21 protein-coding genes and 1 pseudogene are annotated in these 23189 nt (G+C 73.5%); 16 read left to right on the forward strand and 6 right to left on the reverse strand.

Annotated features, from left to right (window positions below):
* The first annotated feature begins 23 nt into the window (after window positions 1-23).
* Window positions 24-284, forward strand: a complete 261-nt coding sequence (locus tag AGRA3207_RS01655; RefSeq protein WP_231332774.1) for a hypothetical protein — start codon at window positions 24-26, stop codon at window positions 282-284.
* 40 nt (window positions 285-324) lie between these two features.
* On the opposite strand, the gene AGRA3207_RS01660 is transcribed toward AGRA3207_RS01655, so the two are convergent.
* Window positions 325-1782, reverse strand: coding sequence for a benzaldehyde dehydrogenase (locus tag AGRA3207_RS01660; protein WP_231332775.1), 1458 nt, complete (start codon window positions 1780-1782; stop codon window positions 325-327).
* A 256-nt stretch (window positions 1783-2038) separates the two neighbouring features.
* On the opposite strand from AGRA3207_RS01660, the pseudogene AGRA3207_RS01670 reads away from it, so the two are divergent.
* Window positions 2039-2293, forward strand: a pseudogene (locus tag AGRA3207_RS01670) (low molecular weight phosphatase family protein); the annotation flags it as partial.
* 77 nt (window positions 2294-2370) lie between these two features.
* Entirely contained in the window at window positions 2371-2667 is a 297-nt protein-coding gene (locus tag AGRA3207_RS01675; RefSeq protein ID WP_231332776.1) for a hypothetical protein, read from the forward strand.
* A gap of 44 nt (window positions 2668-2711) precedes the next feature.
* On the opposite strand, the gene AGRA3207_RS01680 is transcribed toward AGRA3207_RS01675, so the two are convergent.
* A complete protein-coding gene (locus AGRA3207_RS01680) occupies window positions 2712-4160 on the reverse strand; it encodes a DHA2 family efflux MFS transporter permease subunit (RefSeq protein ID WP_231332777.1) in 1449 nt (482 codons plus the stop codon).
* A gap of 53 nt (window positions 4161-4213) precedes the next feature.
* On the opposite strand from AGRA3207_RS01680, the gene AGRA3207_RS01685 reads away from it, so the two are divergent.
* Both AGRA3207_RS01685 and AGRA3207_RS01690 read left to right on the forward strand, forming a co-directional pair.
* On the forward strand, window positions 4214-4957 hold the full coding sequence (locus AGRA3207_RS01685) for a TetR/AcrR family transcriptional regulator (RefSeq protein ID WP_231332778.1): 744 nt from the start codon (window positions 4214-4216) through the stop codon (window positions 4955-4957).
* 117 nt (window positions 4958-5074) lie between these two features.
* Window positions 5075-5725 carry a hypothetical protein gene (locus tag AGRA3207_RS01690; protein ID WP_231332779.1) on the forward strand — a complete coding sequence of 217 codons (651 nt, stop codon included), beginning with the start codon at window positions 5075-5077 and terminating at the stop codon, window positions 5723-5725.
* Window positions 5726-5765: 40 nt separating this feature from the next.
* Here the strand turns inward: AGRA3207_RS01690 and AGRA3207_RS01695 are convergent, their stop codons facing one another.
* Window positions 5766-6194, reverse strand: coding sequence for a nuclear transport factor 2 family protein (locus AGRA3207_RS01695; protein ID WP_231332780.1), 429 nt, complete (start codon window positions 6192-6194; stop codon window positions 5766-5768).
* A 67-nt stretch (window positions 6195-6261) separates the two neighbouring features.
* On the opposite strand from AGRA3207_RS01695, the gene AGRA3207_RS01700 reads away from it, so the two are divergent.
* The 9 genes from AGRA3207_RS01700 (at window position 6262) to AGRA3207_RS01740 (ending at window position 16461) form a co-directional block, all read left to right on the forward strand.
* Window positions 6262-6858: a TetR/AcrR family transcriptional regulator gene (locus AGRA3207_RS01700; RefSeq protein ID WP_231332781.1), complete on the forward strand. Its 597-nt coding sequence runs from the start codon at window positions 6262-6264 to the stop codon at window positions 6856-6858.
* A 78-nt stretch (window positions 6859-6936) separates the two neighbouring features.
* Window positions 6937-7446: a GNAT family N-acetyltransferase gene (locus AGRA3207_RS01705; protein WP_231332782.1), complete on the forward strand. Its 510-nt coding sequence runs from the start codon at window positions 6937-6939 to the stop codon at window positions 7444-7446.
* Window positions 7447-7466: 20 nt separating this feature from the next.
* Window positions 7467-7685 carry a hypothetical protein gene (locus tag AGRA3207_RS01710; protein ID WP_231332783.1) on the forward strand — a complete coding sequence of 73 codons (219 nt, stop codon included), beginning with the start codon at window positions 7467-7469 and terminating at the stop codon, window positions 7683-7685.
* Window positions 7686-7712: 27 nt separating this feature from the next.
* The gene (locus tag AGRA3207_RS01715; protein WP_231332784.1) at window positions 7713-9044 is read left to right on the forward strand and encodes an MFS transporter; all 1332 of its coding nucleotides are present in this window, start codon (window positions 7713-7715) and stop codon (window positions 9042-9044) included.
* A gap of 274 nt (window positions 9045-9318) precedes the next feature.
* Window positions 9319-10884 (forward strand): chitinase, encoded by a 1566-nt coding sequence (locus tag AGRA3207_RS01720; protein ID WP_420830854.1) that lies wholly within the window; start codon window positions 9319-9321, stop codon window positions 10882-10884.
* Between the two features lie 10 nt (window positions 10885-10894).
* Entirely contained in the window at window positions 10895-12658 is a 1764-nt protein-coding gene (locus AGRA3207_RS01725) for a chitinase (protein ID WP_231332786.1), read from the forward strand.
* Window positions 12659-12708: 50 nt separating this feature from the next.
* Entirely contained in the window at window positions 12709-13575 is an 867-nt protein-coding gene (locus AGRA3207_RS01730) for a lytic polysaccharide monooxygenase auxiliary activity family 9 protein (RefSeq protein WP_231332787.1), read from the forward strand.
* Window positions 13576-13585: 10 nt separating this feature from the next.
* Window positions 13586-14182, forward strand: a complete 597-nt coding sequence (locus AGRA3207_RS01735; protein WP_231332788.1) for a DUF305 domain-containing protein — start codon at window positions 13586-13588, stop codon at window positions 14180-14182.
* A gap of 8 nt (window positions 14183-14190) precedes the next feature.
* Window positions 14191-16461: a glycosyl hydrolase family 18 protein gene (locus tag AGRA3207_RS01740; RefSeq protein WP_231332789.1), complete on the forward strand. Its 2271-nt coding sequence runs from the start codon at window positions 14191-14193 to the stop codon at window positions 16459-16461.
* Window positions 16462-16561: 100 nt separating this feature from the next.
* Here AGRA3207_RS01740 and AGRA3207_RS01745 read toward each other — a convergent pair whose 3' ends face one another.
* The 3 genes from AGRA3207_RS01745 to AGRA3207_RS01755 form a co-directional block, all read right to left on the reverse strand.
* Window positions 16562-17479 (reverse strand): NADP-dependent oxidoreductase, encoded by a 918-nt coding sequence (locus tag AGRA3207_RS01745; protein ID WP_231332790.1) that lies wholly within the window; start codon window positions 17477-17479, stop codon window positions 16562-16564.
* Window positions 17480-17623: 144 nt separating this feature from the next.
* On the reverse strand, window positions 17624-20392 hold the full coding sequence (locus AGRA3207_RS01750) for an AAA family ATPase (protein ID WP_231332791.1): 2769 nt from the start codon (window positions 20390-20392) through the stop codon (window positions 17624-17626).
* 4 nt (window positions 20393-20396) lie between these two features.
* Window positions 20397-21140 carry a TetR/AcrR family transcriptional regulator gene (locus AGRA3207_RS01755; RefSeq protein WP_231332792.1) on the reverse strand — a complete coding sequence of 248 codons (744 nt, stop codon included), beginning with the start codon at window positions 21138-21140 and terminating at the stop codon, window positions 20397-20399.
* Window positions 21141-21264: 124 nt separating this feature from the next.
* On the opposite strand from AGRA3207_RS01755, the gene AGRA3207_RS01760 reads away from it, so the two are divergent.
* Together AGRA3207_RS01760 and AGRA3207_RS01765 are read left to right on the forward strand one after the other, a co-directional pair.
* Entirely contained in the window at window positions 21265-22284 is a 1020-nt protein-coding gene (locus AGRA3207_RS01760) for an ATP-binding cassette domain-containing protein (protein ID WP_231332793.1), read from the forward strand.
* On the forward strand, window positions 22281-23117 hold the full coding sequence (locus AGRA3207_RS01765; RefSeq protein ID WP_231332794.1) for an ABC transporter permease: 837 nt from the start codon (window positions 22281-22283) through the stop codon (window positions 23115-23117). Before AGRA3207_RS01760 ends, AGRA3207_RS01765 begins: the two co-directional genes overlap by 4 nt.
* The last annotated feature ends 72 nt before the right edge of the window (window positions 23118-23189 follow it).

Genomic DNA, 23189 nt, shown 5'->3' on the forward strand with positions numbered 1-23189 from the left:
GAGCAGCGGTTGAGGAGGCCGTCTTGCGGAAAGCGCATGAGATGCGGATGGTCGGGACCGAGGAGTCCGGTCTGGAGGAGTGGGCGTGCCCCACCTGCGGGCGCCGGCTCATGCTGAGATGGCCGCCGCACTACGAGAAGCTCGTGGTCGAGCCGGGCGACGAGCTCGCCGGCCACGTGGGCGCGCTGGAGACCACCACCGGCCCCGCGCCCGGGGAGCGCGAGCGGCGGTGGCTGCGCGAGACGGGCAAGGGCCCCCTCACCGGCCACCCCGAGATGATCTGAGAGGCCGGGCCCGCGCGACCCGGCCTCGCGTCGTCCCCGGTCAGAACGGGTGCGGGGCGATCTCGCCGCGCATCGTGACCCACTGCGACTCGGTGAACGCCTCGATGTTGGCGTCCGGGCCGCCGAACCGCGATCCGTTGCCGGACGCCGCCAGGCCGCCGAACGGCACCACCGGCTCGTCGTTGACGGTCTGGTCGTTGATGTGGACCAGCCCGGTCGGGACCGCGTCGGCGATCTTCATCGCCTGGCCGACGTCGCCGAGGATGCCCAGCGACAGCCCGTACTCGCTGTCGGCCGCCAGCGCCACGGCGTCCTCGGTGGTCGCGAACGGCACGACGGGGGCGACCGGCCCGAACACCTCCTGCGCGTACGCGGGCATCTCCGGGCTCACCTCCGCGAGCACCGTCGGACGGTAGAACAGCCCCTCGTGGGTGCCGCCCGCCGCCAGCCGCGCGCCCGCCGCGACCGTCCCGCGGACCAGCCCGTCGATGTGCGCGAGCTGCCGCTCGTCGATGATCGGGCCCAGCGCCACCGGCCCGGCGGCCGGGTCACCGACCGGCAGCTTGTCGGCCTTGTCGGCCAGCGCCGCGACGTACTCCTCGTGCAGGCTCTCGTGGACGAGGTGCCGTCCCGTCGTCATGCAGATCTGCCCCTGGTGCAGGAACGAGCCCCACGCGCCCGCCGACACCGCCTTGGACACGTCCGCGCCCGGCAGCACGATCAGCGCGTTGTTGCCGCCCAGCTCCAGGTGCACGCGCTTGAGCATCCGCCCGCACACCTCACCGATCTTGCGTCCGGCCGCGGTGGAGCCGGTGAACGACACCACCCGCACCTCCGGCGCCGCGACGACCGCCTCACCGGCCTCGCGGCCGCCCGGCAGCAGGTGCAGCAGCCCCTCGGGCAGCCCCGCCTCCTGGAACACCCGCGCGAGCACCACACCGCCGCACACCGCGGTGCGGGGGTCGGGCTTGAGCAGCACCGAGTTGCCCAGCGCCAGCGCCGGCGCCACCGAGCGCATCGACAGGATCAGCGGGAAGTTGAACGGCGAGATGACGCTCACCACCCCCGCGGGCCGCCGCCGCGCCAGGCTCCAGCGCGGCTGCGCGGACGGCAGGACGAGCCCCTGCGGATGCGAGGCCAGCGCCGCCGACTCATAGCACAGGTTCGCGGCGAAATGCGTCTCCAGCTCGGCCTTGGGAGGGATCGAGCCCGCCTCCCGGACGATCCAGTCCCGGATCTCCTCGGTGTGCTCCTCGAACAGCCGGCCCGCCCGCCGCAGGATCGCCGCCCGCTCCTCGTAGGGACGGGCCGCCCAGTCCCGCTGCGCCGCGGCGGCGGCCGACGCGGCACGGGCGACGTCGGAGCCGTCCGCCTGGCCCAGCGTGCCGAGCGTCCCGCCGGTGGCGGGCTCGACGACGTCGTAGACGCCGCCCCGCCCGACGGTCCAGCCGCCGTCGAAGATCTTGCCGGTCCACAGGCCGGGGTCGAGCAACGACATCGTTCCTCCTCAGGTCAGCGCGCGGGGACCCGCCGGGTGCACAGATCCCCTCCCTAAGCCTCACCATGCCGAAGGCGCGGGGGAACATCACCTTTCCATTCACCGGAATGGCAGGTGAACCCGGGGCACGTCACGTGCCGCACACGCACCCGGCGGCGCCCTGGGCGTCCTTGCCGAAGGTGTCGGCCTTCACCACGTGCACCTCCCACGGCTCCTTGCCGCGGCCGGTCACCCTCACCTTGTCCTGCACGGCGTAATCGACGTGTCCGCCGCGAAGCCCGCGGTCCTCACCGCCGAGGCCGTGCGGTCCGGTGACGTCGTGATCACGATGGGCTGCGGGGACGCCTGCCCCTCCTTCCCCGGCAGGCGCTACCTGGACTGGACGCTGGACGACCCCGCCGGGCAGGACGCGGACGCGATCCGTCCGATCCGCGACGAGATCGACCGTCGTGTGCGCCGTCTGCTCGATGAACTCGGCATCCGGCCTGAGCCGCGACCATCACAGCCTTAGCACCGCACAGATAGTGTCTATATAGCTACTCATAGTGATATCCGTGAGTTCCTTGCAGAATCTGGGAAAGGAACCACATGATCACGCGCTTCCTGCTGGCCGCGCTCGCGCTCGCCGCCCTGCTCGCACCGGCCGGCCCGGCCGCCGCCGCCACCGGGACCCTGATCATCGACCAGACCCGGTATGAGGACCCGAGCGGCTGCATCCCCGTCCAGGGAACGCCCCCGCCGAAGCCGGTAGCGGTCGACAACCGGACCGACGAGGCCGCGCTCGTGTTCGTCTTCCCAGGTTGCAGGGGCCCGCTCGCCGGCCGTCCCCTGTCGCCCGGCGACGCCGCCCGGTTCCGGCAGGCCGGCAGCGTCTTCGTCCGCTGATCTCCCAGGGCGATCGGGCGGCGAGGCGGCTCGACGGTCACGGGTCAGCCGTGTGCCTGCTGGGCGTGCTTGGGCAGCAGGCCCACCAGGAGGAAGGTGGCCAGGTAGAGCGCGGCGGCGACCGCCATGACGAGTCCGCCGGCGTCGAAGAGGCCCCCATGTCCCGCCCGGGCGAAGAAGGCGGTGCCGAGGGCGGCGGCGCCGATGGCGCTGGCGAACTGCTGGGCGGCGTTGAGCATCCCGGATCCGGTTCCGACCTCGTCGGCCGTGGCGTCGCCGAGGACGTGGTCGAAGACGGGGATGAACACCAGCCCGGAGCCGAATCCGGTGATCAGCAGCGCGGGCGCGAGGGTCCAGGAGCTCAGGGTGTCCTGGCCGCGGGCGACGGTCCACCACAGCGCGATCAGCCCCGCGGCGGCGATGCCGAGGCCGAGCCGGAGGGTGGCGCGGCCGAGCCGCCGGGCGAGGAAGGCCCCGGCGAGGCCGACGGCGACGGCGCTGCCCAGGGCCCACGGGATCAGGGTGAGGCCGGTGTGCAGAGGTGTCCAGTGCGCGCCTAGCTGGAGCATCAGGCTGAGGGCGAGCTGGAATCCCGTGAGCGCGGAGTAGAAGCCGCAGACGATCACCAGGCCCACGATGAAGCTGCGCTTGCGCAGCAGCGACGGCGTGATGACGGGGTGGGCGGCACGGCGCTCGGAGACGGCGAACAGCACGAGCGCCGGGACCGAGGCGCCCATCATCGCGAACGTCCAGGCCGGCCAGCCGAGCTCGCGGCCCTGGACCAGGGGGATGATCAGCAGGGCCGAGGCCAGCGTGAGCAGGGCGACGCCGCGCGGGTCCAGGCGGGCGGAGGGGTTCTCGCCGGCGTCGCGGGGCAGGAAGCACCGGCCGAGGATCCAGGCGGCGACCCCGATCGGGACGTTGATCAGGAAGATCGGGCGCCACTGTCCGCCGAACAGGTCCAGGTGCAGCAGCCAGCCGGCCAGGATCGGCCCGGCCACGGTGGCCAGGCCCATCATCGGGCCGAAGGGGATGAGCGCCCGGCGCAGGTGCTCGGGCGGAAAGACGATCTTCACCAGGGCGAAGCCCTGCGGGATCATCACCGATCCGCACAGGCCCTGCAGCGCGCGGGCGCCGATCAGGAATCCGACACCGGGCGCGAGGCCGCAGGCCAGCGAGGCCAGGGTGAAGCCGGCCATGCCGAGCAGGAACAGGCGGCGGCGGCCGATCAGGTCGCCCAGCCGGCCGGAGACGACCAGGCCGATGGCGAACGCCGCGGTGTAGGCGGCCAGCACCCACTGGACGGTGGTGCCGCTGCCGCCCAGATCGCCCTGGATCGAGGGGCCGGCGAGGTTGGCGACGGTCGAGTCCAGCACGTCCATCACGTCGGCGACGAAGACGACCGCGAGGACGAGCCAGGCGCGGCGCAGCGGCAGGACCGGCGACCGCGCGGCGGGGGACCGCACCGGGGGAGAACTTTGTTCAGTGCTCATAAACTTAGTTCTATCCGGCGAACTTAGTTCTTGTCAAAGGGTAGGATGGGGCCATGGCCCAAGATCCGAGAGCACGCCGGGCGGCCCGGCACCTGCAGGCGGACACCGCCGCGGCCCCGGCCCCGGTGCGCCGCGAACCCCTCACCGTCGACCGCATCGTCGACGCCGCGCTGCGCGTCGTGGCGGTCCAGGGCTATGACGCGCTGACGGTCCGGGCCATCACCGGCGAGCTCGGCACCAGCCCGTCCTCGCTGTACGCGCACGTGGTCAACAAGGCCGACATCGACGACCTGATCATCGGACGGCTCAGCTCCGAGCTCGTCCTGCCCGAGCCCGATCCGGCCCGGTGGCGGGAACAGGTCGTGGAGGTCTACACCCAGATACGCGACCAGTACCTGCGCTATCCGGGCATCTCCCGCGCCGCGCTGGCCACCGTCCCCACCAACCTGGAGACGCTTCGGGTGAGCGAGGCGATCCTGGCGATCCTGCTCGCGGGCGGAGTGGAGCCCCACACCGCCGCATGGGCCCTGGACTCCCTGTCGCTCTATGTCGCGGCCTACACCCTGGAGATCTCCATGGTCCGCGCGCGGCAGGCCGACCAGGACCAGGAGTGGGTCCTCGGCCGCGACGAACTCCTCGATCGTCTGGGCTCCCTGCCCTCCGACCGCTTCCCCCACACCCGGCGCCACGCCGCCGAGCTGACCTCCGGCAGCGGACACCAGCGGTTCGACTTCACCCTCGGCCTGATGCTCGACGGCCTCGTCCCGCATCCAGGCGAACGCACCGGAGGGCGATGACCGCCCGGTTGGCGGGAGCGACCTGCCCGGCTTTCCCGAGCGTGGGCGGTGCGTTGGCGGCCCGGTGGGACTCGCTCGGAGATGATCGGCGTGACGGTTGCGGCGGAGGGCAGGGGCGTGGCATCCAGGGCGACCGGAGTGAACGCCGTGGGACTGGGCGGGATGCTCTTCCTGCTGCTGCGCCTGCTCGCGGTCGCCCACTACGACTGGCAGGTGGCGTTCTCGCTCTCCGACTCGATCAACTTCGACGACGTGATCGGTGTCGTGGTCGGCACCTTCCTCGGCGCCGGGACGCTGACGGGCGTGCTGCTCGCCCTGGTGCTCCCGCTCGCCGTCGCCCGGCACGTCCGCCATCTCAGGGACGGCGATTGGAAACCTCACCAAGCGGTCTTCATGGCCGTCCTCGCCGGGGTGTTCGCGGCGGCCCTGATCACGCTGCGCGCGTGGCCCACACTGCTGGTCGTCCTGGGGAGCAGCACGGCGGTCTTCACGGTGATGTGGCGCCACGGCCCGCTCAGGCCGTATCTGTACAAGGTCTACGCCCACATGGGCGTCGTCGGCTGGCTCGCGTTCCTGGCGCTGGGCGGGCTCACCGACACGGTGTGGGTCCCCGAGGAGCGCATCGGCCTGCGCGGCGGCGGAAGCGTGACCGGCTACGTGATGAACGTGCAGAGCCCCTACACCAAGATCCTCACGGCCGACGGCCGCGACATCCGTGTCCTGATGTCCGAGGACGTGGTCTCCCGCGCCGATGCGGGTCCCTCGTGAGCGCGGTGGCCGGAGCGCCGCCCGGCCCGGCGGAGGCCGGTCACGCCCGGATGGCCTCGATGAGCTCGTCGAGGAGCCCGCGGCGGCGGGCCGAGGAGATGTGGTCGATGTAGTCGCGGGAGGCGATGATCTTCCCGTCCCGGACGCGGAGCACGAAGATGCAGGGGACCCGGAACGGCTCGCCGTTCTCGACCGTCCCCCGGTAGGCGAACTCGGCGATGATCACCTCGGGATCCGTGGTCTCGTGCACGGTGATGTCGGCCGGCTCCTGGTGGAGGGGCGGCAGGAGCCTCCCGGCGGAGAAGTGCTTGCGCAGTTCCTCGCGGTTGCGCAGCGGCTTGTCCCCGAGCGGGGAGAACGGGTGCTCGACGCGGGTCTGCTCCGCGTACAGCTCGGGCAGCTCGTCCCAGCGGCCTTCTGAGACGCCCCAGACGAGCTGGAGGAACACCTCGCGGGGGGTGGGCGGCATGACGCCTCCTGACGACACGGTAGGCTACCGAAGTGGAGACTCCGAATATACGAAGTGGAGACTTCGGATGTCAATGGAACCCACACGCGCCGACGCCCGCGGCAACCGGGCCCGGATCCTGGAGGTGGCGGAGGAGGTGTTCGGCCGGGGCGGCTCGGCGGCCTCGACCGAGGAGGTCGCACGGCTCGCCGGGGTCGGCATCGCCACCGTCTTCCGGCATTACCCCACCAAGCGGGCGCTGCTGGAGGCGGTCCTGGTCAAGCACTTCGACCGTCTCTGCGGGCAGGCCGACGACCTGGCCGGTTCGGCGGATCCCGGCCGCGCCTTCTTCGGCTTCTTCCGCCATCTCGTGGACGACGCCGCGGGCAAGCTCGCCATCATCGAGGCGTTCACCGACGCCGGCGGTGACGCCCGCGACAAGGCGGACCACAGGCCGCTCGACCTGCGTGCGGCCTTCGGCGTCCTGCTCGCGCGCGCCCAGGAGGCCGGAGCGGTCCGCGCGGACGCCCGCCTTGAGGAGGTCTACGCGCTCCTCGTCGGCGTCTCCCGCGCCGCCGCCCACCTTCACCTCGACGAACAGGTCCGGGCCCGCGCGCTCGGAATCGTCTTCGATGGACTGGCCTGCGGCGAGGGGGCGGAAAAGAGCCGACCCGAGGACGCCTGAATCTGGTGAGCTGCGGGAGGCGCTACGATGCGCGGCCTGCCTGATCAGTGGCGCGACGGATATCGCGGAGGCCCGACCATGACGAGTGTGCGGATCCTGCCCTGGTCCGAGGACGATTTCGGCTTGCTGCGCCGCGTGAACGTCCCGGAGATGAAGGAGCACCTCGGCGGGCCCGAGACCGAGGAGCAGGTGCGCGTCCGGCACGCGCGGTACCTGCGCCCGGACGAGATCGGTGGGCGGATGTACCGGATCGTCGCCGACGGCGAGGCCGCCGGGACGGTCGGCTTCTGGTCGCGGGTGTGGCGGGACGAACCGGTCTACGAGAGCGGCTGGAGCGTGCTGCCGGAGTTCCAGGGGCGGGGCGTCGCGGTCGCCGCCGTGCGCGAGGTCCTCGGCGCCGCAAGGGACCACGGCCGGCGCCGCCACCTGCACGCGTTCCCGTCGGTGGACCATCATGCGTCCAACGGCGTCTGCCGCAAGGCCGGGTTCATACTCCTCGGGGAATGCGACTTCGAGTATCCGCCCGGCCGCCTGCTCCGCTCCAACGACTGGCGCTTCGACCTGGAGGCGGCCTCTCGGCGGCCCTGACCGTCGCCGCGATCATCTCGATGCTGCGGCCGGACCTGTCCGGCGTGTTCGCCGGCCACTCGGGCGGCGCGGGGTCGGAGGCCCGGTGCCTCCCGCACTTCCCGCACGCCGCCCGTCACCTGCGCGACTATGACGGCGGCATCTTCCGCTGGTGGGACGGCTTCCGGTCCCGTGTGTCCTTGCGGGCGCGCCGCCGGTCTCCGGCGCCGGCCTGGCCGGCGGCCCGCCTGACGCCGTGAGCCCGGGCGCGCCTATGATCGTCCGCGATGGCCGGTCGGGATCGAGCCGGGCCGTCGCCGATCGCGGCGGACGGCGGCGGCGCTGGAGCGGGACGGCGCGAGGACGACCGCCTGGGACGGGACTTCACGCGGCTGTGGCGGGCCTACGCCGCCAGCACGCTGGGGACCTGGCTGGCCCTGGACGCGTTCCCCCTGATCGCGATCCTCCTCCTGCACGTGGGGGCGGCGCAGGTGTCGATGATCGCGGCGAGCGGGGCCGTCGGGGCGCTGCTCGCCGTCCCGCTGGGCCCGTGGGTGGAGTTCCAGCCCAAGCGGCGGCTCATGGTGCGGGCCGACCTCGTGCGGTTCGCCGCGCTGCTGACGGTTCCCGTGGCCTATGCGCTGGACGGGCTGACCTTCGCGCACCTGCTGCTCGCCGCGATGGTGGTGGCCGTCGCCGACGTCGTCTTCAGAGGTGCCAGCGGCGCGCATCTCAAGGGGCTCGTCCCGCGGCGGCGCCTGATGGACGCCAACGGCCGGTTCGAGACCGTCGCCTGGATGTCGACGGCCGTGGGCCCTCCGGCGGGAGGCGCGCTGATCGGGCTGCTCGGGCCGGTGGTCACGGTGTGCCTGGACGCGGTGAGCTACGTGCTGTCCGCGTGGGGGATACGCGCGATCCGGGCGCCCGAGCCGCCGCCGCCCGTCCGGGGGCCGCGGGACGCCGGGATCGGGGAGGGATGGCGCGCGATAGCCGCGGACGCGACCCTGCGCCTGCTGTTCGCCAACACCGTCCTCGTGTCCGCGCTCATCATGGCGACGGCGCCGCTGCTGACCTACCGGATGCTCGGCGACCTCGGCTTCTCCCCGTTGCAGTACGGGCTGGCGTTCGGTGTGCCGTGCCTGGGCGGCATCGCGGGCGCCCGCGCGTCGCGGCGGCTCGTCCGGCGGTTCGGGACGCGCGGGATCCTGCTCGGCTTCGGCGTCGCCAGGGCGCTCTGGCTCGTCGGCCTGTCGATCCCGGCGACGGGCCTGCCGGCGCTGCTGCTCATCATGGCGGTCGAGATGGGCATGATCACCTGCGTCGGGGTGTTCAACCCGGTGTACGCCACCGAACGGCTGCGGCGCACCGACGACGGGCGGCTGGCCCGCGTCCTGACCGCCTGGACCGTCAGCACCCGCGCGGCCATCGCCGCGGCCACGGTCCTGTGGGGCCTGCTCGCCGCGGTCACCTCCCCCCGGATCGCGATCGCGGTGGCGGGGATCCTCCTCATCGCGACGTCGCTGCTCCTGCCCTGGCGCGGGGACGGTGACAGGGCGCGGAGGGGACGGCGGAGTACGCGTGAGCCGCCGCTCCCCGCGGCGCGGCGTCGGTGCTGGTGAGGGCGGGGAGGCGGGGCCCGGTTGGGTCTGATGTGCCGTCGTGGCACGGATTTCTTGGTCAATCGTGCCAAGATTCCCGCGCGGCGGGGCTGGTTCGGCGTGCCACCTGCGGTGGTTGCCGGAGGGCGGTCCAATGGAAGGGCCAGGGGTCTTGCCGGGCGCGGAGCCGCTGGTTAACGTGCTCTCAAATTTATAGGAAACCTTACTGTTCATTTCGCGCCTGACTCGGGGTTCGGGGGAATTCCGCCAGCTTCCCTACCGTGCCATGGAGTGAGTGTTGCGTCCCCGCACCGTTCTCAGCGTCCTCGCCGCCCTGCTGATCGTCCTGCTGCTGCCGCTCGGCGCGCGCGCGGACACGCCCACCGCTACGTTCGCCAAGTCCGCCGACTGGGGAGCCGGGTGGGAGGGCAGGTTCACCCTCGCCAACGCCACCGGCTCGGCGGTCGACGGGTGGACGGTCGAGTTCGACCTCCCGTCCGGCACGAACGTCGGCGCGTACTGGGACGCCCTGCTCACCAAGGACGGCTCCCACCACACCTTCCGCAACCGCGAGTACAACGCCTCGCTCGCACCCGGCAAGGCGGTGACGTTCGGGTTCACCGGCACCGGGCCGGGAGCCCCCGAGAACTGCAAGTTCAACGGGCGGCCCTGCGCGGGCGGCCCGGATGAGCCCGGCGGCCTGGGCGCCCCCGGCGCGCCGAGCGTGACGGGCCGGACGGACACCTCCCTCACCCTGACCTGGTCGGCGGGCAGCGGGACGCCGTCCGGCTACCGCGTGTACGAGGGCACCGACCTGCGGGCGACCGTCACCGGCACCACCGCGACGCTCGGCGGGCTGGAGAAGTGCTCCACCCACAGCTACACCGTCAGGTCCTACGGCGAGGACGCCGAGTCGGCGGCCAGCACCGCCGTCACCGGGACGACCGGCGGCTGCGCGGCCGGGCCGCTGCCCAAGCACTTCCTCACCGGGTACTGGCACAACTTCGACAACCCGGCGCGGGAGCTGAAGCTCGCGGACGTCCCGAACGACTACGACCTGGTCGCGGTGGCGTTCGGCGAGGCGACCTCCCGGGCCGGCGAGGTCTCCTTCGCGGTCGACCCCGGGCTGTCGAAGTCCCTCGGCGGGTACACCAACGAGCAGTTCAAGGCCGACGTGGCGGCGCTGCACGCCAAGGGCAAGAAGGTCATCCTGTCGGTCGGCGGCGAGAAGGGCTCCATCCAGGTCTCCAGCGGCTCCTCGGCGACCGCGTTCGCCACGTCGGTGCACGCGCTGATGACCCAGTACGGCTTCGACGGCGTCGACATCGACCTGGAGAACGGCCTCAACCCGACCTACATGGGGCAGGCGCTGCGCGACCTGCGGTCCAAGGCCGACGCCGACCTGATCATCACGATGGCGCCGCAGACCATCGACATGCAGTCCACGGGCGGCTCCTACTTCCAGCTCGCGCTGAAGATCAAGGACATCCTCACCGTCGTCCACATGCAGTACTACAACTCCGGCGCGATGCTCGGCTGCGACCAGAAGGTCTACTCGCAGGGCACGGTCGACTTCATGACCGGACTGGCGTGCATCCAGCTGGAGAACGGGCTGCGGCCCGACCAGGTCGCGCTGGGCCTGCCGGCCGGCGCGGGCGCGGCGGGCGGCGGCGTCGTCCAGCCGGCGATGGTCAACAACGCGCTGGACTGCCTGGCCAAGGGCACCGGGTGCGGCTCGTACAAGCCGGCGCGCACCTACCCCGACATCCGCGGTGCGATGACCTGGTCGATCAACTGGGACGTCACCAACGGCAACGGGTTCGCCAGGACCATCCGCCCGCACCTGAACACCCTGCCGTAGAGGGGCCGACATGAGGAAGATCTGGGTCCTGGCGGTCCTGGCCGCCGGGATGCTGGTCGGGGCCGGCGGCCCCGCGAACGCGGAGAACGTGCTGTCCAACGCCGGGTTCGAGAGCGGGACGCTGAGCGGCTGGTCCTGCTCGGGCGGCGGGTCGGTGGTCGGCACGCCGGTGCGGACGGGCTCGTACGCCCTGGCCGGTGCCGTCGGCGCGGGCGATAACGGGCAGTGCACGCAGACGGTCGGGGTCCGGCCGAACACGGCGTACACCCTGTCGGCCTGGGTGCGCGGCACGTACGTGTATCTGGGCGTGACCGGCGGCGCCTCCACCTGGACGCCCTCGTCGCCCGCCTACAGCAGGCTGTCGGTGTCGTTCACGACGGGGGCGGGGCAGACCTCGGCGCAGATCTTCCTGCACGGGTGGTTCGGCGCCGGAACGTACCACGCCGACGACGTTGAGCTGGACGGACCCGGCGGTTCCCAGCCCGGTGTCCCGGGCCGTCCCGACACGCCGAAGCTGGGGACGGTCACCGACGACTCGATCTCCCTGTCGTGGGCGGCGGCGCCCGGCGGAGCGGCCGGCTACCGCGTGTACGAGGGCCAGGAGGTGCGGGCGGCCGTCACCGGGACCGCGGCCACGCTGAGCGGGCTGCGGAAGTGCTCCACCCACGGCTACACCGTCGCGGCGTACAACGACGCGGGCGAGTCGGCGAAATCCGATCCCGTCAGCGGCACCACCGGCGGCTGCGCCGACCCCGGGCTGCCCAAGCACGCGCTGATCGGGTACCTGCACGCCAGCTTCGCCAACGGCTCGGGCTACATCAAGATGGCCGACGTCCCGGCGGCGTGGGACGTCATCAACCTGTCGTTCGGCGAGCCGACGTCGGTGACCTCCGGAGACATCCGCTTCAACCGGTGCCCGGTGAGCGAGTGCCCGAACGTGGAGAGCGACGCCGACTTCATCGCGGCGATCCGCGCGAAGCAGGCGCAGGGCAAGAAGGTGCTGATCTCGATCGGCGGGCAGAACGGGCAGGTGCAGCTCACCACGGCGGGCGCGCGGGACGCGTTCGTCCGGTCGGTGGGGGAGATCATCGACCGGTACGGCCTGGACGGCCTGGACGTCGACTTCGAGGGCCACTCGCTGTACCTGAACTCCGGCGACACCGACTTCCGCAACCCCACCACCCCGGTGATCGTCAACCTGATCTCGGCGTTGAAGACGCTCAAGGCCAAGTACGGGGAGAAGTTCGTCCTGACGATGGCGCCGGAGACGTTCTTCGTGCAGGTCGGCCACCAGTTCTACGGCGGCAACGGCGGCGCGGACAACCGCACCGGCTCCTACCTGCCGGTGATCCACGCGATGCGCGACGCGCTGACGGTGCTGCACGTGCAGGACTACAACTCCGGCCCGGTGATGGGGCTGGACGGCGTGTACCACACGATGGGCGGCGCCGAGTTCCACATCGCGATGACCGACATGGTGAAGGCCGGTTTCCCGGTCGCCAACACCGGCCACACGTTCCCGGGGCTGCGTCCCGACCAGATCGCCTTCGGGGTGCCCGCCGCGGTCAGCGCGGGCAACGGGCACACCTCGCCGGCGCAGGTGCAGCAGGCGGTCACCTGCCTGGCCAAGGGGCAGGGATGCGGGTCGTACACGCTGCGCGGCGGGACGTCCCCGGCGCTGCGCGGCCTGATGACCTGGTCCATCAACTGGGACCGCTACTTCAACTGGGAGTTCATGAAGGCCCACGAGCCGTTCCTCAAGGCGCTGCCGTGAGCCCGCCGAGGGGCACGGCGGAGCGTCCCACCCCCACCGGAAGGAAGCCCATGCGATCACCACGAGCGAAGGTCGCCGTCGCGGCGGCGGCCGTGCCCGCCGCGTCCGCGGTCGCGGTGCTGGCCCCCGCCGCGCCCGCCAGCGCGCACGGCTCGATGTCCGACCCGCCGAGCCGCGTCTACGTCTGCAAGGAGGAGGGGCCGGAGAAGCCCAGCTCCGAGGCGTGCAAGGCGGCCATCGCGGTCGCCGGCACGCAGGCGTTCTACGACTGGAACGGGGTGTCGATCCTGGACGCCGGCGGCCGGCACCGGGAGCTCATCCCGGACGGCCAGCTGTGCAGCGCGGGGCGGGCCAAGTACCGCGGCCTGGACCTGCAGCGCGCCGACTGGCCCGCCAAGCAGGTCACGCCGGGCCCCCTGACGATCACCTACCACGCGACGGCCCCGCACGCGGCGAGCGACTTCGAGTACTACATCACCCGTGACGGGTGGGACCCCACGCAGCCGCTGCGCTGGGCGGACCTGGTGCACCTGCAGACCTTCACCAAGCAGAACCCGACGACGTTCACCAAGTGGACGCTGAACCTGCCGCAGCGGACCGGCCGGCACCTGATCTACTCGATCTGGCAGCGGGTCATGGGCAGCAACGAGGCGTTCTACACCTGCTCGGACGTGGACTTCGGCGGCACCGGCACCCCCACCCCGCCGACCACCCCGCCGACGGCCCCGCCCACCGCCCCGCCGGCGTCGCCGCCGCCCACCACCCCGCCGGCGAGCGGCACGTGGACGACCGGGACGGCCTACAGCGCGGGCGACAAGGTGACCTACGGCGGCGTGACGTACGAGTGCCTGCAGCCGCACACCGCGATCTCCGGCTGGGAGCCGGCGTCGACCGCCGCCCTCTGGCGGACGGCCTGAGCGCGGCGCGATGAAGTACGGCGCATTGGCCCTGCTCGCCGCGGGCGTCCTGCTGCTGGTCGTCCAGTGCGGGGCGTCCGGCGGCCCGCCGCCCGGCTCCGCCGCCGAGCGCGGCGGGCGCGGGTTCAACGCCACGGACGTGATGTTCCTGCAGATGATGGTCCCGCACCAGGGGCAGGGTGTGCGCCTGGTGCGGCTGGCCCGCGGGCGTCCCGTCCGGCCCGAGGTCGCGACGCTCGCCGCGGCCATCGAGAGCACGCAGCTCAGGGAGGTCTCGGACATGGCGGCCCGCCTGCGGACGTGGCACCGTCCGCCGGCCGCCCCGGCGCACGCGCACGCCGCGCACGGCGGGATGCCCGTGACCGCCCAGGCCGAGCTGGACGCGCTGGACCGGACCCCCGCCGACCGGTTCGAACGCGCTTTCCTCAACCTCCTGATCGCCCATCAGGACGACGCCGTCCAGATGGCGCGGATGGAGGCAGGCGGCGGCCAGGACGCGTGGACCCGTCGGCTGGCCGAGAACGTCGACCGCTCCCGGTCGGCGCAGATCACGCGGATGCTGACGATCCTCGGCCCCCGCTCCCAGCACAATCCATCCCAGAGGTAGGTGTAGGCATGCGCCGATTGATCAGTGCTTTGCTCACCCTCGTCGTCATCGCCGCGCTGGCCACCGCGCCGGCGCGTGCGGCCAACCGCCAGACCGGTCAGGCGCCGTCGTCCGCGGACGGCGTCACCGCGACCTATTCGATCGAAGGGACCCGCGCCAAGTTCATCATCGCCAACAACACCTCGGCGACGATCAGCACGTGGTCGGTGGTGTTCGAGCTTCCCGCGGGCGTCAACGCCAGCAACGCCGACAACGGCTCGATCGCCCAGAGCGGCCGCACGGTGACGTTGAGCCCCGCCTATTTCAATGCCACGGTCGGCGCGGGCCGCAACACCGAGCCCTACAGCCCGACGTTCACCGTGAGCCAGTCGGGTGCGCAGCCGTCGAGCTGCCGCGTCAACGACGTCAACTGTGACGGCTCCGCCGACACCGCGCCGAGCGCGCCGGGCGGCCTGAAGTCCCCGGTGAAGACGACCAAGACCATCTCGCTGACGTGGGACGCCGCCAAGCAGGGCAGCCTGCCGATCACCGCGTACGAGGTGTACAACGGCTCGACGCTGGCCACGACGGTGCCCGAGACCAGCGCCACCGTCACGGGCCTGACGCCCAACACCGACTACTCGTTCACGGTCAAGGCCAGGGACCGCAAGGGCGGGCTGTCGCCCGCCAGCGAGCCGCTCTCGGTCAAGACCAACAACCCGGCCGACGACACCGAGGCGCCGTCGGTCCCGGGCGGGCTGCGCAGCACCGGCAAGGACTCGGCCAGCGTCAAGCTCGCGTGGACCGCCTCGACCGACAAGTCGGGCGTGGCCAACTACGACGTGCTGGTGGACGGGAAGGTCGCCACGACGGCGGCCGGGACGACGGCGACCGTGGCGGGGCTGTCCCCCTCCACCGCCTACTCCTTCACCGTCCAGGCCCGCGACATCTACGACAACGTCTCGGCCGCCAGTGCGCCGGTGAAGGTCACCACCGACGACGTGGTCGCCAACGGGTACGCCCGCGTCGGCTACTTCGTCCAGTGGGGCATCTACGGCCGCCAGTACTTCGTGAAGAACCTCGACACGACCGGCAACGCCGCCAAGCTGACCCACATCCTCTACGCCTTCGGCAACATCGACCCCAAGAACCTGACGTGCCTGCACGGCGTCACCAAGGGCACCACGGCCGACCCGCAGGACCCGAGCCAGGGTGACGGCGCGGGCGACGCCGAGGCCGACTACAGCCGTCCGTTCGCCGCCGCCCAGTCGGTGGACGGTCAGGCCGACACCGGCTACGAGAAGCTGCGCGGCAACTACAACCAGCTGAAGAAGCTCAAGGCCAAGTACCCGAAGCTGAAGATCCTGATGTCGATCGGCGGCTGGACGTACTCCAAGTACTTCTCCGACGTCGCGGCCACCGACGCCAGCCGCAAGAAGTTCGTCGCGTCCTGCCTGGACATCTACATCAAGGGCAACCTGCCGGTCTACAACGGCGCGGGCGGGCCGGGCACGGCCGCCGGGATCTTCGACGGCATCGACCTGGACTGGGAGTGGCCGGGCGCCGAGGGCCACGCCGGGAACCACATCGGCAAGGACGACAAGAAGAACAACACGCTGCTGATCGCCGAGTTCCGCCGCCAGCTGGACGAGATGACCAAGTCCACCGGCAAGCGCTACGAGCTGTCCGCGTTCACCCCCGCCGACCCCGCGAAGATCGAGGCCGGCTGGGAGCTCGCCGAGGTCGCCAAGTCCATGGACATGTTCAACGTCCAGGGCTATGACTTCCACGGCGCGGGCAGCGACAACTCCTGGGAGCCGAACCGGACCGGTCACCAGGGCAACCTCTACACCGACACCGACGACCCGTACCCGTTCCACTTCAGCGTCGAGAACGCGGTGAAGGCCTACCTGGACGCCGGGGTGAACCCACGCAAGATCACCGTCGGGCTCGCCTATTACGGCCGCGGCTGGCAGAACGTGACCGACGGCGGCAAGAAGGGCGACTGGCAGGACGCCAAGGGCGCGGCCCCCGGCCAGTTCCCGGAGGAGGCCGGGACACGCGGGTACAGCAACCTGCTCGCCAGCGTGCCGAACTGCACGATCAACCATGACGAACAGGCGGTCGCCACGACCTGCTACACCGGCAACAACGGCCAGTGGTGGACCTTCGACGACGCCTGGTCGATCGGCAAGAAGATGGCGTGGCTGAAGAGCAAGGGCCTGCTCGGCGCCATGATCTGGGAGATGTCGGGCGACCCCGGCGTCTTGACCAAGGCGGTGGACGACGGCCTGAAATGACCGTCCCCGACGCTGATCCCCTGAAGTAACCAGAGCTCAGGGCCGGTGCTGACCTCCGCTCTCAGGCGGCACCGGCCCTGATTCCATGTCCGGGCCCGGCTCAGTCCACCGTCAGGACGATCTTGCCGCGGATGCCGCCCGCCCGGTAGGCGCGGTGGGCGTCGGCGACCCGCTCCAGCGGGAACGCGGCGTGCACGTGCCATGTCAGGTCGCCGCGGGCGTACAGCCCGGCCATCTCGGCCAGCCGCGCGGCGGTGCGCCGGGCGGGGGACAGGCGGACGCCGAGGGCGGCGGCGCGGTCGTGGTCGTGCAGGGTGATGATGCGGGAGCGGTCCCGGACCAGGTCCAGCGTGGCGTCCAGGGCGGCGCCGCCGACGCCGTCGAGGGAGGCGGTCACGGTCCCGTCCGGCGCCAGGCCGCGCACCCGGTCGGCGAACCCGTCGCCATAGGCGACCGGGAGGGCGCCCAGCGACCGGAGGTAGGCGTGCTGGCCCTCGCGGGCGGCGCCGATCACCGTCGCCCCCCACAGCCGTCCGAGCTGCACCGCGACCGTGCCGACCGCACCCGCCGCGCCGTGCACCAGGAGGGTGTCGCCCCGGCCGGCCTGCAGTTCCTCCAGGGAGTTGTAGGCGGTCTGCGCGGGGGCGGTGAACCCGCCGGCCACCTCCCACGGCATCGCGGGCGGCTTCGCGGTGACCTGCGCGGCGGGGACCACCAGATGCTCGCGGTAGGCGTTGAGGAGGGTGAAGCCCAGCACCTCGTCACCGGCGGCGGGCCCCGTCACGCCCTCGCCGAGGGAGTCGATCACTCCGGCGAACTCGTTGCCCGGGGTGCGGGGGTAGGCGGCGTCCGCGCCGGCGGGCAGCCAGCCCCCGACCACGGCGACGTCGAACGGCTGGACACCGGCCGCCCTGACGCGCACCCGCACCTGGCCGGGCCCGGGGCGGGGCTCGGCGACCTCCGCGAGGCGCAGCGCCTCGGGCCCGCCCGGCCCATCGAAGACGATCACTCTGCTCATCACCGGCTCCCTGGTCGTCACTGTCGACGATCACGAAGCTAGGCGGGGACGGCACGGGGCCGAATCCGTGGCACCACCGTAGTCACCGCCCGTGCGGGGAAGCCGCTGCGCGCCAGGAGGGCGCCGGGCGGCCGGGGGAGGGCGTCAGGCGAAGCGTGCCAGCTCGGTGCGCGAGGTGACGCCGAGCTTGGGGAACGCCTTGTACAGGTGGTACTCGACCGTCCGGTGGCTGAGGAACAGCCGCGCCGCGATCTCGCGGTTCCCGGCACCGGACGCGGCGAGCCGGACGATCTGGAGCTCCTGCGGGGTGAGCCGGTCCAGCGGGTCCGGGCCGCCGTCCGGCGCGGGCACGGTCCCCCCGGTGGCGCGCAGCTCGCCGCGGGCCCGGTCCGCCCACGGCGCGGCGCCGAGCCGCTCGAAGACCGACAGGGCGAGGCGGAGGGGGCCGCGGGCGTCCGCACGGCGCCGCTCGCGGCGCAGCCACGCGCCGTGGAGCAGCGCGGTCCGGGCGTGCTCGAACGGCGGCCCGCCGGCCGCGTGCAGCCGCATCGCCGCCTGGAACGTCTCCTCGGAGGGGTCCAGCAGTGCCCGGCAGCGCAGCGCGACCGCCGAGACCCACGGGCGGTCGAGGGCGGCGGCCCACGCGGTGAGCCGCCCGGCCGCGACCCGCGCGCGTTGGGGGTCCCCGGCGCCCACCGCCGCCTCGGCCAGGTCGGCGGCCGCGTACGCCACGGCGGCGGTGCGGCGGGCGGGCCCGGCCGCGGCCTCCTCCAGGACGCGCAGCGCGTCGTGGTGCCGTCCGAGGCCGAGGTCCAGCAGTCCGAGCGCGCAGGCGCCCGCCGCGGCCGCCTCCGCCACCGATCCCGCGGTCGCGGCGGCCAGGGCGCGGCACCGGTCCCGGTCGCCCTCGATCGCGGCGATCCGGGCGGTGACGGCGGCGAGCCGCGCCTCGCGGTGGCGCTGGCCGGTCTCGCGGGCGAGGGCGAGGGCCTCGGCGGCGGTCGCCGCGGCGTCCCGGTGCAGCCCGGCCGCCGCCTGCGTCTGCGCGAGGACCTGCAACGTCGCGGGCAGCGCGCCGGCCAGGCCGCGGTGGCGGGCGTGCGCGGCGTCGGCGGCGGCCAGCTGCGCGGCCGTCCCGTCGTCGCCGAGCAGCAGCGCCAGGGACAGCACCAGCAGCCGCGCGATGAGGCTGCCGGGCGGGTCGACGCGCGCGGCCTCCACCACGTCCCGCAGCAGCGGCAGCCCGGACGCGGCGTCCCCGGCGGCGACGCGGCCGAGCCCCACCAGCGCGGCGGCGGCCGAGGCGGTCTCCCCGGCGGCGCGGGTGACGCAGGTCCCGACGGCGGCGGCGCCGATCCCGGCCGCGAGCCCGGCGATCCGGCGCACCTCGCCGTCCTCGCCCGCCGACCAGGCGTTCCCGGCCGCCATGACCAGCAGGGTCAGCGCCAGGCCCGGGTCGGTCCCGGCGACCGGGACGGCGCTGTCGGCCAGGTGCCGGGCCGTGCCGGGCGGTGCGCCCCGCTCGAACTCGGCGGTCGCGCGGACCATGGCGACCTCGGCGAGCGGCACGGGCCCGAGCGGCATCGCGGCCGCCCGCCCGGCCAGGTCCGCCGCGTGGCCGGTGCGCCCCCCGGTGATCGCCGCCTGGGCGGCGCGGATCAGCCGCCGCGTCCGGTCGGCCTCGGCGGGGCTGAGCCGGGCGGCGTGCTCGTACAGGCCCGCGGCGGCCGCGGGCGCGCCGCGTTCGCGCGCCGCGGCGGCGGACTCCTCCAGCTCGGCCGCCACGTCCTCGTCGGGCTCGGGCGAGGCCGCCGCGCGGTGCAGGGCCCGGCGGGCGCCGTCCGACACCTCGGCGAGCGCGCCGTGCACGGCGAGCCGCGTGGTCAGCGGCATGAGCTGGTAGGCGGCCGCGCGGACGAGGGGGTGCCGGAACCGCGCGCGTGTCCCGGTGATCCGCAGCAGCCCGGCCCGCACGGCTGCGTCGAGGTCGCCGGGCGCCGCGCCCAGGAGCCGCGCGGCGCGCAGCACCGCCGCCAGGTCGCCGGTGCCCTCGGCGGCGGCGACCGACAGGGCCAGCCGCGGCCCCTGCGGCAGCCGTTCGATCCTGGTCCCGAACGCGGCGATCACGCGGCCGGTGACCGGCAGCGCGGGCGGGGGAGGGCGGTGTCCCGCCCGCTCCGCCGCGCTGAGGGCGGCGGGCAGTTCGAGCAGGGCGAGCGGGTTGCCGGACGCCTCGTCGAGGATCCGGTCGCGGACCGCGTCGTCCAGGCCGGGGGACCGTTCGGCGAGCAGCGCGGCGGCGGCCGGGCGGTCCAGCCCGTCCAGCGGCAGCGCGGGGAGGCCGGGGGCGGCGAAGCCCTCGCGGGCCGCGAACACGATCGCGGCGCCCTCGGCGTCCAGGCGGCGGGCGGCGAACAGCAGCGCGTCCGCCGACGCGGGGTCGAGCCAGTGCGCGTCGTCGACCAGGCACAGCACCGGCCGGTCCGACGCCAGGTCCGACAGCACGTTCAGGACCGCGAGCGCGGTCAGGAACCGGCCCGCGCCGCCTCGGCCGCCTTGGCCGTCCGAGTCGTCGGGGTCGTCGGGGTCGTCGGGGTCCGTGGTGGCCGGGTCCGGGGCGGGCAGGCCGAGGGCGGCGTGCAGGGCCCGCGCCTGCGCGGGCGGGAGCGCCTGCGTCCGGGGAGCGGGGCGCAGCAGCATCTGCAGCGCGGCGAACGGCAGCGCGGTCTCGGCCTCCACCCCGGTGGCGCGCAGCACCCGCACGCCCTCCGCCGTGGCGGCGGCCTCGTCCAGCAGCGCGGTCTTGCCGATGCCCGCCTCGCCGCGCAGGACCAGGGCGCCGCCGCGCCCTTCGCGGGCGCCGTCGATCAGCCGCCCGATCGCGTCCCGGTGTCCCTGTCGCCCCCGCAGCACGCGGTCACCCGCGCGGCGCGGTCCCGGCGGGCGGGCCGGGGAGGGCGGAGGCGATGCAGTCCAGGACGCGGCCAAGGCCGTACTCGAACTGCTCGTCGCCGGTCATGTGGGGGATGCGGGCGTCGACGATGACCCGGGTGAACATCGGGTAGTCGCCGCTCTCCATCAGCTCCCGCACGCGCGGGCCGGTCCGCATCATCCAGTCCTCGGGCGTGAGCCCGCTGCGCCGGTACTCGCGCCGCCACTCCAGCTCGCGGCGCACGTCCAGCTCGACGTAGCCGTTGAGCATCCCGACCAGCGTGAGCATCTCATCGACCGGGATGCCGACGTCCAGGGCGCCGAGCGCGAACTCCAGCAGCCGCAGCTGGTTCGGGCCGTAGGTCAGGCGGCTCCGGTTCAGCCCGGCCACCCACGGGTGGGCCAGCAGCGTCGCGCGGGAGGCGCGGGCCACCAGCGCCAGGTCGGCGCGCCAGTCGCCGGTGGGACGCTCCGGGAGGCCGGGGACGGCCACGACGTGGTCGTACATCAGCTCGATGAGGTCGTCGCGGCTCGGCACGTACCGGTACAGCGACATCGCGCCGGTGCCGAGCTCGGCGGCGATGCGCCGCATCGACGCGGCCTCCAGGCCGTCGGCGTCGGCGATCCGCACGGCCGCCTCGGTGATCTGGGCGCGGCTGTAGGCGGGCCGGGGCCCGCGGCCCTGGCGCTCGGGAACCGACCAGATGCTGACGTGCTCGCCGCCCGACACGGCACCCCCTCGCTCGACCGGGGCCGAGCGACCCCACCTCCCAGAGATCCTAGTTGCGTACATCGTACCCAGTTGCCTACCCTGGACCGCGCCGGATGCGTACGGTGTACCCAATGGAGGTGTGATGGCGGACGAACCGATGGTGGCCGCCGAGGCGCTGCGCAAGCGCTTCGGCGCCACCCAGGCCCTGGACGGGCTGGACCTGGCCGTCCCTGCCGGGACGGTGTGCGGGCTCCTCGGCCCCAATGGGGCGGGGAAGACGACCGCGGTGCGGATCCTGGCGACGCTCGCCGACGCCGACTCCGGGCACGCCCGCGTCGCCGGGCACGACGTCGCGCGGGAGCCCGACCGGGTGCGGGCCCGGATCGGGCTGGCCGGGCAGCACGCCGCGGTCGACGAGAACCTCACCGGCCGCGCGAACCTGCGGCTGTTCGGCCGCCTCTACCACCTCTCGCGCGCCGCCGCCCGCCACCGTGCGGACGAGCTGCTGGAGCGGTTCGGGCTCGCCGAGGCCGCCGACCGGCCCGTGGGCGGCTACTCCGGGGGGATGCGCCGCCGCCTGGACCTGATCGCCAGCCTCATCCTGCGGCCCCAGGTGCTGTTCCTGGACGAGCCGACCACCGGGCTGGACCCGCGCAGCCGCGGCGAGATCTGGGACAGCGTCCGCGAGCTGGTCGCCGACGGCACCACCGTGCTGCTCACCACCCAGTACCTGGACGAGGCGGACCGGCTCGCCGACGACATCGCCGTCGTCGACCACGGCCGTGTCATCGCCACCGGCACCCCCGACGAACTGAAGTCCTCGATCGGGGACCGGCTGGACGTCGTACTGGAGGACGCGGCGGCCGCGTCCGGCGCCGCGGGCGTCCTGCACCGCCTGGCGGGCGCGTATCCGGCGCTCGACGGCGACCGCCTGTCGGTCGCGCTCGCCCACGGGAGCGTCCGGATCGCCGACCTCGTCCGCGAGCTGGACCGCGCCGGGGTCGCCGTCGGCGACGTCGGGCTCCGGCGGCCCACCCTCGACGAGGTGTTCCTGCGCCTCACCGGCCGCCCCGCGGAGGCCGGCGAGGGCGACGCCGCGACCGGCTCCGGCGGCGCGGAGGCGGACGGGGCCGCCGCGCGGCGCGAGGAGGCCGTGCGATGACCGCGCCCGCCCTCGTCCCGTCCCGGCCGTCGTGGGCGGGGCGGCTGCGGTGGACGTTCGCCGACGGCCTCACGCTGATCGGCCGTGAGCTGGGCCGGCTGCGGCGGCGGCCCGGGGAGCTCGTCGCCGCGCTGATCTTCCCCGCGATCATGGTCGTGCTGTTCGGGTACGTGTTCGGCAGCGCGATCAGGGTCCCGGGCGGCGGCGGGTACCGCGAGTACCTGATGCCCGGGCTGTTCGCGATGGTCACCTTCACCTCGGTGATGGCGGTCACGATGCGGGTGGCGACCGACGCCTCGCGCGGGGTGATGGACCGGTTCCGGTCCATGCCGATGGCGCGGTCGGCGGTCCCGTTCGGGCAGACCGGCGCCGAGATGCTCAACGGCGTGCTCGGGCTGGCCATCATGGCGGTGACGGGCCTGGCGGTGGGCTGGCGGGCGCACCGCGGACTGGTTTCGACCGCCGAGGCGTTCCTGCTGCTGGGGCTGATGCGGTACGCGCTGGCGTGGGCGGGCTGCTATCTCGGGCTGGTGGTGAAGAACGAGCAGACCGCCGACCAGCTCATCCCGCTGGTCTTCCCGGTGACGATGCTGTCGAACTCGTTCGTGCCGACCGGCGGGATGCCGGCGGTGCTGCGGGTGATCGCCGAGTGGAACCCGGTCAGCGCGCTCACCGCCGCGTGCCGGCGGCTGTTCGGCAACGCGGCCGCGCCCGCCGGGGACGCGGCGTGGCCGGTCGCGCATCCGGTCGCCGCGTCGCTGCTGTGGTCGGCGGTGCTGCTGGCGGTGTTCGTGCCGTTGTCGATCCGCACCCACCAGCGCCGCGGCCGGTGACCCGGGGGTCCGCGGTCCCCGGCGCGGGTGCGCCGGAGACCGCGGACCGGGTGCGGGTGTCACATCGGGTGC

It is taken from the genome of Actinomadura graeca (assembly GCF_019175365.1).
In the GTDB taxonomy this organism is placed as follows: domain Bacteria; phylum Actinomycetota; class Actinomycetes; order Streptosporangiales; family Streptosporangiaceae; genus Spirillospora; species Spirillospora graeca.